Genomic DNA, 9917 nt, shown 5'->3' with positions numbered 1-9917 from the left:
GGAGCGGGCAATGCGAGAAGGACTGCGGAGCCGAGGAGATGCGCGAATCGGCGGCGCCGACTACGCAGCCACAGCCACTGCCGCTTCCGCCGACGCGCGAGGAAGTCACCCGACCGCCGGCGCCGGCGCCGATCCCCGGTGCGCCGAAGCTCGAAGTCGAAGGGGGCGTCGAGCGTTCCCCGTGCGCGCTCGACGGGCCCGAATATCAGTCTATCCATTTCGTCCTGCGCGGCGCCGAATTCGACGGACTCAGAGGTCTCACCGCCGAGCAGTTGGCAAGCGCTTACGCGCCCTACGTCGGCCGCGACGTCCCGATCTCGGTCGTGTGCGAAATTCGCGATCGCGCCGGCACCATCCTTCGCGACGCGGGCTACATCGCCGCTGTCCAGGTGCCCGAGCAGAAGATCGCCGATGGCACGCTCCGCTTCCGCGTGCTCATGGCGCACCTCACCCAGGTGCGCGTGCGCGGCGACGCGACGGGCGCCGAGCGGATCATTGCCGGCTACCTCAACCAACTGACGAAGCAGCCGGTGTTCAACCGCTTCGAGGCCGAGCGCTATTTGCTGCTCGCGAGCGACCTTCCGGGCTACACCGTTCGGCTCACGCTTCGCCCGGCGGGCGCGGCGCCCGGCGACGTGGTCGGCGACGTCACTGTCCAGCGCACTCCCGCTTATGTCGATTTCAATGTCCAGAACGGCGGCTCCGAAGCGCTCGGCCCATGGGGCGGGCTGTTGCGCGGCGAGGTGTTCGGCCTGACGGGCCTCGGCGACCGCACCATACTGTCGGTGTTCAGCACCGCCGACCTCCACGAGCAGCAGACGGTTCAGATCGGCCACGACTTCCGGCTCGGTCCGCAGGGCCTCAGCATTGGCGACAGCTTCACTTACGCCTGGGCAAGGCCGACCGTGCCCGATTCCAAGGTTCTCGCCCGCACCCTGCTCAACACGTTCGAGCTCGGCTATCCGCTTGTCCGCCGTCAGGCCCAGACGTTCCGCGCGTCCGGCGGCATGGACTACGTCAATCAGGACGTGAAGCTCGACGGCATCAAGCTGACGCGCGACCGCCTCCGCGTCGGCTTCCTGCGCCTCGGCTTCGACGCGACTCCGGTCGATTCGGGCAGCGAGCCGCCGTGGCGCGTCGCCAATCAGATCGAGCTTCGCAAGGGCCTGCACATTTTCGGCGCGACCGACGATTGCGGGCCGCTCGGCGCTCGCTGCCTCGGGCCCGGCGAGGTGCCGCCGAGCCGCATCGAGGGCCAGTCCGACGCCGCCGTCCTGCGCTACACCGGCTACGGCGAGTTCCGGCCCATCCCCAGGCTGACCTTGGCGCTCGGCGCCCGCGTGCAATATGCGTGGAAGGCGCTGCTCAGCTTCGAGGAATTCTCGGCCGGCAATTACACCGTCGGGCGCGGCTACGATCCCGGCACTTTGCTGGGCGACAAGGGCTTCGGAACGCAGGCTGAGATCCGCGTTGGCAGCCGGGTTCCGACACGCGCGCGCAGGGCCGCCATCGAGGGCTATGCCTTCTGGGACCACGCCCAGGTCGGCAATCACGACAAATTGTTCGTCGTCCGCCAGTCCGACCACCTGAATTCGGTCGGCGCGGGCGCCCGGGTCAACTTCGACCGCTTCGCGCTCGATGCCGCGCTCGCGGTTCCGCTGACTCGCGTCGGGATCGAGAATGTCCGCCCCGACCCGCGCTTCCTCGTCTCACTCACCACCCGACTCTGGCCTTGGAGCAACCGATGATCTGCACCGCGCAGCCCGCGTACCGGGCGATCCGCAACAAGCTGCTCATCTCCTGTGCAACCGCCGCGATCGCCACCGGGGCCGTGACGCCGCAGAGAGCGCACGCGCAGGTTGCCGGTGCATTCCGCGGCTCGATCACCGCCACCACGGGCACAGTCTCCCGGAACCAGACAAGCGGCACGACCGAGACGATCAGCGTCGGCTCGCCAACGGCAACGATCGACTGGAACCCACTGGGTGAGATCAATCAGGACGGGAACATGGTCTTCCTGCCCGCGGGGAACGTGGCAACTTTCCAGGGTGACGCGAACGCGGGCGACTACACCGTCCTCAACCGGATCCTCCCGGACGGCGCGGTCGCGATCCAGTTCGACGGGACGGTCAACTCGCTCGTCGATGGCGGAGCCACCGGCGGCAAGATCTGGTTCTACAGCCCCAACGGCCTGGTGATCGGTTCGACCGCCGTGTTCGACGTCGGCGGCCTGCTTTTGACGACGCTGGAGCCGACGACCTTCGATCCGGGCAGCACCTCCTTCTTCGAGAGCTTCGGTCAGGGCCAAATGGCCACTGATCCGACAGCGAAGATTCAAATTGCGAGCGGCGCGCAGATCAAGGCGCTGGCGGCCAACAGCTACGTCGCCCTGATTGCTCCGCGCATCGAGCAGGGCGGCACCGTGCAGGTGAACGGCTCGGCCGCCTATGCTGCCGGCGAAGGTGTCACGATGACGATGAACCAGGGCCTGTTCGACATCGCCATCGATGTCGGCACGGACGATGGCGCGGGCGTCGTCCACACCGGTTCGACGACCGGCCCGGCGAACCAGGCCGCCACCGACAATCACGGCATCTACATGGTCGCGGTTCCCAAGAACACGGCGCTGACGATGTTGCTCGGCGGAACCGTCGGCTTCGACGATGCCGTGAGCGCGGACGTAGAAAATGGTGCGATCTACATATCGTCCGGGGCCCATGTATCCCAAGGCGACAACGGCCCCGTCTTCATTGCGGCGAACGCGCCTGACTCGATGATGGAAATCGGCTCCGGGACCTACACATCCTCGCTGACCGGCTATGCGACCGGGGACGCGTCCGTGCTCGCGACCGGTGGTTCGATCACGTTCACTCAAGATCTAACGTTGCAGAGCGTCAACGGGATTGCGGAGCTGCTCGCGAGCGGCACCGGAAATGTGCTTGAGGTGGATGGCGACGCGCGAGTGTGGGCCAACGCGATCGGTACCGGCGGCCACGCGGAAGTCGATGCGAACAGCGGCGGCACGGTGCACGTTCTGGGCGACCTCAACCTCCAGGCGAGCGGGAGCGCGAGCGACGGCGGGGGCGCCACCGGCGGCACCATAGATGTGACGGCGAACGGCGGCTTCGTCACGGTCGACGGACAGCTCGAGGCGGACGCCGTCGCTTTTCTCAGCGGGCCGAACAGCGACGGGTTCAGCTTCGACGGGCAGGGCGGAACGATCAATTTTCACAGCCTCGGCACGGGCGAGATCAAGGCGGGCAGCCTTCTCGCCAACGCCTCCGCTTGGGGCGGGACCACCAACGGCGGCGGCACCGGCGCCGCCGGCAACGCCACCGGCGGCACGATCGTCGTCAATGCGGAGCTCGGCGGCAAGTTCACGGTGATCGGCAGCGCCCAGGCGAACGCGGACGCTTATGGCGGCGACGTTTTCGGCACCGGGACCCAGGCCGGCTCCGGCTCCGGCGGATCGGTCACGCTTCTCGCCCACGGCGGAACGATCAAGCTCGGCAGCGCGTCGCTCAGCGCCGACGGCAACGGCGGCGGAAGCAGCATTACGTCGAGCGGTGCGGGAGGTAACGGCCAGGGCGGCGGCGTTCGCCTTGAAGCCGAGGATGCGAACTCAAGCATTCAGGTGACAGGCGACTTCTTCGCCAACGCCAACGGCCATGGCGGTTCCGGAATATCGGGAGGTTCGGGCTTCGGCGGCAACGCGGGCCTCGAGTCCTATGGCGGATCGATGCAACTCGGCACGATCAATCTCAACGCCGTCGGCACCGGAGGCGATGCCGACCTCGGCTTCGGCGGCGCCGGCGGCTATGCCGAGGGCGGCGTCGCTTATGTCCAGGCGGAAGCGGTCAATGCGCCGACCTCGCTCATCAGCGCCGGCGATGTGGATCTGGACGTCGAGGCTTGGGGCGGGGCCGGTGGCGCCGGCGATGGCGGCAATATTGCCGCAGGCGTCGGCGGCGATGCGCAGGGCGGTCTTTACGTGCCGCCCCCACCGAATACGCCAGCAACCGGCGGCGCCTTCGTGCTCGCGGATTCGGCCGGCGGGCAGTTGCAGCTCGGAAACGTCTCGCTCCATGCCGTGGGATGGGGCGGCGTCGGCGGCGCGGGCGGCAACGGCCAGATCGGCGGGGCCGGCGGAAATGCTTATGGGGGCAGCGTCCAGGCCGGTAGCTTCAACCCGAGCGGCGGCACGGCGACGACCGGCAGCGCGACTTTCGGCGATGTCTTCATGGATGCCGGAGCGTGGGGCGGCGACGGCGGTGCTGCCGGAACCGGCGGAGCCCAGGGCGACGGCGGAAGCGCGGTCGCCGGCGGCAACATCTCGTGCCTCGACGCCACCGCGCTCTGCGGCGGCGCAATCATCAACTCCAAGGGTTCGGTGTCGTTGGGGAATGGATCGCTCTTCGCGCAGGCACACGGCGGCAGTGGCGGCAATGGCGGGTCGGCCGAGGGCGGCTATGCGGCAATCGAAACCTACGCCGGCAGCCAGTTCACTGCCACCGGCGCAGTTCAGCTGAGCTCCGGCGCCTTCGGTGGCGCTGGCTCGATCTTCGGAGGTTTCGCGACCGGCGGCGTCGCCGCTGTGCAAGCCGACGGGGCGAACCCGGATGTGCCGACGGAAGCTGCTTCCACGCTCGCCGTCGCTGGTGACCTCAGCGTTGATGCTTATGCGCGCGGCGGTGACGGCAGCAGCGCTGGAGGCGCGCTCGCCGGAACAGCTGACCTCACCGCGTTCGAGGGCACGACTGTCACCGCTGGCAGCCTGCTGGTCACGGCCGCGTCAGGCGGTGGTAACGGCGGCGTCGGCGGCAATGCGGGCAATGGCGACTCGACGAACGGCACGGCAACGCTCGATGTGCGGGGCAACGTCACGGTCACCGGTGACGTCACCGTGACAGCTGACGCGACCGGCGGAATTGGCGGCAGCGGAGGGTCGGCTTGGGGTGGTAATGCGGCACTGAACGTCGCCGCGGCGGGAAGTCTGTCAGCGGGCTCGGCACTGGTCATTGCTGGCGCGTACGGCGGCGACAGCAACGCTCCGGGCGGCGGTACCGGCGGCTCGGCGTTCGGCGGCAATGCGTCGCTGACGGTGGATGGCTCCGCGACGGTGACCGGAGATTTCCAGGTCATCACTCAGTCGTTCGGCGGACAGGGAACGCTGGGATTCGGCGGGCTCGGCGGCAGCTCGACGGGCGGCACGGCGACGATCGGCGGCACGGGCACGATCGGCGCCGGCTATCTCAATGCCGATGCAAGCGCGAATGGCGGCAGCGGCGCCAGTGGCGGCGATGCGGACGGCGGCGACGCGATCCTCATCGCCAACGGGCAGATCGACGCAACCGACCTCCAGATTCGCGCCTCGGCGCATGCCGGACAGGGCGACAGTGCGCCCGGCGGCGACGGCACGGGCGGTACCGCGACCTTCACGGTCGACGGTGGCGAGGTCAATCTCACCGGTGAATTCCGCGCTCTGGCAAACGGCGTCGGCGGCGGCGGCACCATCGCCGGTGGTCTCGGCACCGGCGGAACCACCTTGATGACGATCCTCAACGGTGGGATCGCCAATCTCGGCGTGTCGGGCTTCGCGACGTCGAACGGGTTCGGCGGCTCGCCGCTGGACGGCAACGGCGCCGACGGAAACGGCGGATCGACCACTATCGACGTTCAGGCGGGTTCACAGCTGACTGGAACCGGCTTCCACGCGCAGTCGGGTGGCACCGGCGGCAACGGGATCAACGGCGGCTCCGCGACGGCTGGCGTCATCGCTGTCACGGTCAGTGGGGCGGGCGCGCAATTCAACCTTAACGGCGGAGAGATCTTCGCACAGGGACGCGGCGGCAATGGTTCAAACGCGGGCGGCAGCGCCAGCGGCGGGGACGTCTCGATCGCCATCGGTGCCGGCGCGACCATGAAGTTCGAAGGTCTTGACGTGCTCGCGTCCAACAATTTCGGCGGCGTTGGCGGAACCGGTGCCGGCGGCGACGCGACGGGCGGAACTGTCGCGCTGACAGCCGACGGCACGATTTTGGGATCGGGCAACGTTGTCCTCGAGGCTGCCGGCGGCGCTGGCGACGGCGGGTCGAGCGGAGGCAACGGGACCGGGGGGTCGTCGACTGCTACCTTCAACGGCAGCGTGACGCTTGGCAGCCTCTACGTGGATGCACTCGCGAGTGGCGGGGCGGCGACCAACGGCGCAGGCGGAAACGCTGATGGCGGTGACGCGACCCTCAATGTCGCAGGTTCGCTCAATCTGGCCGACGTCACCGTCAACAGTGACGCTCATGGTGGCTCCGGCACGACGGGAGGAGGATACGGGAACGCCGGCATTGCCATGTTCGGACTGACCGGATCGACGACGGCCAGCAACTCCGTCGCGGTGCAGGCAGCCGGCACGGGCGGCAACGCAAGCAACGGCACCGGTGGAAGTTCACTTGGCGGAACTGCGCAACTTCTGATCGACGGCGGGCACCTCGAAGTCACCGGCACCGGCACCTTGACCGTCAGCGCAACAGGGAACAAGGATTTCGACGACGACGGAGAACTCGACGGCGGCTCGGGCACCGTCGCCGGCGGCGCTTCGACGGGCGGTACTGCCTCCATCGTGATTAGCGCCAACGGCGGCACGGTGAACGTTGGCGGGCAGACCGCTGTCCGCGCGCTTGCGTTCGGCGGGACGAGCGCGGGCACCGGTGGCTCTGCGCAGGGCGGTTCGGCGTCGTTCATCGTAAATGCGCCGACAGGCTCCGCCCCGATCGTCTCTCTCGCCGCGTTGAACATCAACACGACGGGTGAGGGCGGCGTGGGCCTGGACGGCACGACCGGCGGAAACGGCGGCGACGGACGCGGCGGCACCACGAACCTTCAGATCGGCGGCGGAAGCTTCACCACCGGCGATCTCGTTTCGTTCGCGCGTGGCATCGGCGGCAACGGCGGCATCGGTTCTGCGGGAGCCGGCGGCAACGGTGGCTTCGGCCAGGGCGGATCGAACAGCTTCGCGCTCGCGAGCGGGGCGACGTTCAGTGCCGCGACTTACTTCGGCAATGCGAATGGATTCGGCGGCGCGGGTGGGACGGGCACAACCGTTTCCGGCAACGGCGGCGACGCGCAATCGGGCTCGAACGTCGGGACGATCGACGGCAGCGCGACGGTCGGCGGCTCGATCAACGACGGCGCGGGGTTCGTGATGACGTCGTTCGCGTGGGCCGGTGACGGGCAGAACGGGGGTTCGGCAACGGCCGGCGATTCGACCCTCACGATCAATGGATCGCTCACCGCTACCGGCACGGTTCAGGCTTCTGCATCGGCACAGGCCGGCAACGGCATCGATTCGGGCGGCATCGCACAGGGCGGAAACGCCCTGCTCTTGATCAACGGCACGGTTGACACTTTGAAGCTGAATTCCTTCGCCAACGGCATTGGCGGCAATGCGACCACCGGTATCGGCGGGGACGGCACGTCGGGCGAAGCGATCGTGGAAAACTTCGGAACGCTGAGGGCCACGGGGAACGTGCTCGTCAGCGCTACCGGCGGCGGCGGGGACGGCGGCTCTGGCGGTGGCGACGGGACGGGCTTCAGCGCGGCTCTGCGCCTCGCTTCGGATGCGCAGCTATCGGGTACCGTCAACGTCATCTCGACCGGGACCGGCGGCGATGGCGGCACCGGCATGGGCGGTGACGGTTCCGGCGGCTATGCGCGGATGAGCGCGTACCAGGGCGCAACAGTCACTGCGAACGATGTAACCATCGATTCCAGCGGCACTGGTGGCAACGGGGCCGCAGGTGGCGACGGATTCGGAAGCACGAACATCGAAACGGTGGGTGGATCGGTGATCCAGGTCTTCGACGCGGGGAGTTCACTCAGCCTCACCGGTCAGACGAACATCCTTTCCAACGGCATTGGCGGCAGCGGCTCGACCGGCGCCGGCGGCGACGGCACTGGCGGCACCACCTTCCTCGCGGCGGTCAACGCGCCGCTGACCGCCAATTCGGTGTTCATGAGTTCCAGCGCCAGCGGCGGCAATGGTGCCACGACCGGAGGAAGCGCAGTCGCAGGCGCAGCGCAGATCGGGGCCGATGGCGCCTCGATCGACATCAATGGCTTGGGCAGCATCGTCGAGGCCGATGCGGTAAGCGGAACAGGCGCTTCGTCGAACGGCACCGCGACCGCCGGTTCGGTCGTCGCCGACAGTACCAATGGAGCAACCCTGACCGCGGCCGACCTGACGCTCGGGGCGGCGGGCGATCTCGGCACGGGCTCGGTCGCGCTCAGTTTCAGCAACGGCGGCACGATCGCCGCGGGCGAACTCGCTCTTTATTCGAGCAGTGATCTCAACGTTCCGCTGATCGGAGCGGACATCGCCGTTAACGGCCTGCTCGACCTCGAGTCCGACGGAAACATCAGCTTCACCGACGTGACCGCCGGGAGCTTCGAATTCTCCGCCGGCGGCATAGTCATCGGCGGCAACATTAACGCGAGCGACGATGTGCACGGCGAGGCTAACGGCGCCGTCACTCTCGGCAACATCACGGCCGGCCCGGGGCTGCCGAGCAACCCGGAGGGCTTCTCGGTCACGGTCGAATCGGGCACTTCGATCAGCGTCGGCGATGTGAGCGGCGCCGGCAGCGTCGGCTTTGCAACGCTGGGCAACCTCGTCGCGGGCAATGTCACGTCGGGCGACGTGCTCCTGGCGATGGTTAGCGGCGACATGAGCTTCGCTTCGATCACCACGCCATCCGCGGGGCAGGTCTATCTCGCCGACGGGTCGATGTTCGTCGACAATGGCGGCCTCACCGACACGTTCGACCCTGCCGTGGTGCTTGCGCTTCAGCCGGTTGCGAGCGGAGGGTCGATCAGCGTCAACGGCCCGGTCGCGACAGGCACGATGCAGGCGGCCGCGGGCACGACCCTGACGGTCGGCGACGTGACTGCCGCCCAATCCGTCGACCTCAGCGCCGGCGGCCTCGCCGACTTCGAGGGCAGCGTCTCAGCTCCAACGATCACCGTCACGTCCGGCGACATCAACATTGCGCCCTCGGCCGAGCTCGGCGTCTTGGGCGTGACCAACCTGCTCACGCTGAATGCCGTCAGCGACCAGGCGGTCATCGTCGGCACCTCGCCGGTCGCGCCGGCGCTGGGCCAATATGTGCTCGACGAGGCGGGCAACTTCAGCGCCGACGACTTCGTCTTCAATGCGATCGGCGTGGACGGCGGGCCCGCACCGGACATCCACATCTACAACTTCATGCCGATCGGCACCGAGTTGACCGGCGCGACTCCGGGCGACCTCGGCTTCAACACTGCCGGGTCCATCATCGTCCAGGGCGCGCTCGGGCTGATGAATGCAGCCGCCGGGGATTCGATCTCGCTCAACGCCGGCCAAAAGATCGAAGTGATTACCGACGCCGGCGGCAGCATCAGCATGACCGACAGCGCGGGCGCGCTCGCAGGCACGCTGAATCTGACCGCGCACGACGTGTGGGTCGCCGATCAGGCGATCCTCGACCAGCTCGAGGCCGACCCCAACTTTGCCGGGCGCAACGACGCGCTTTTCACCAACAGCGGCGCCGACAACCAGGCCGGCTCCCTGCGGGCCGGCGGGATCTTCGTCGATCTGCTGGGCAGCAGCCTGATGGTGCAGAACACCGGCACGAGCGATTCTCCGGCAGGCATCAGCGTCGGAGATGGCGGGCTGACTATCGTCAACGAGGGCGCCGAGCCGGCGACGGTCGTCCTGTTCGGCCACAAGGTTTCGGGCGGCACCAGCACCGGTGGCGAAGATTTCGCCAACGTCGTGCAGACCACCGGAACCTTCTCCAGCGACTCGCTTCTGAACGGTTGCCCGGTTGGCGGGTGCATCGCGCCGCCGCCGCCACCGCCACCGCCACCGCCGCCACCGCCGCCGCCAC

2 protein-coding genes are annotated in these 9917 nt (G+C 68.2%); both read left to right on the top strand.

The genetic code is table 11. The annotated features are described in order from the left end of the window. A partial coding sequence (locus tag GH737_RS10200) for a ShlB/FhaC/HecB family hemolysin secretion/activation protein (protein WP_155264719.1) occupies positions 1-1748 on the top strand: 1748 nt, incomplete at its 5' end. Next, positions 1745-9917: beta strand repeat-containing protein (locus GH737_RS10195; RefSeq protein ID WP_155264718.1), on the top strand; the 8173-nt coding region annotated here is incomplete at its 3' end. The genes GH737_RS10200 and GH737_RS10195, both read left to right, overlap by 4 nt.

Source organism: Sphingomonas segetis (assembly GCF_009720245.1).
Lineage (GTDB): Bacteria > Pseudomonadota > Alphaproteobacteria > Sphingomonadales > Sphingomonadaceae > Sphingomicrobium > Sphingomicrobium segetis.
Note: the sequence above shows the minus strand (reverse complement) of the source record. Positions and strands in the feature narration are given on the sequence as shown.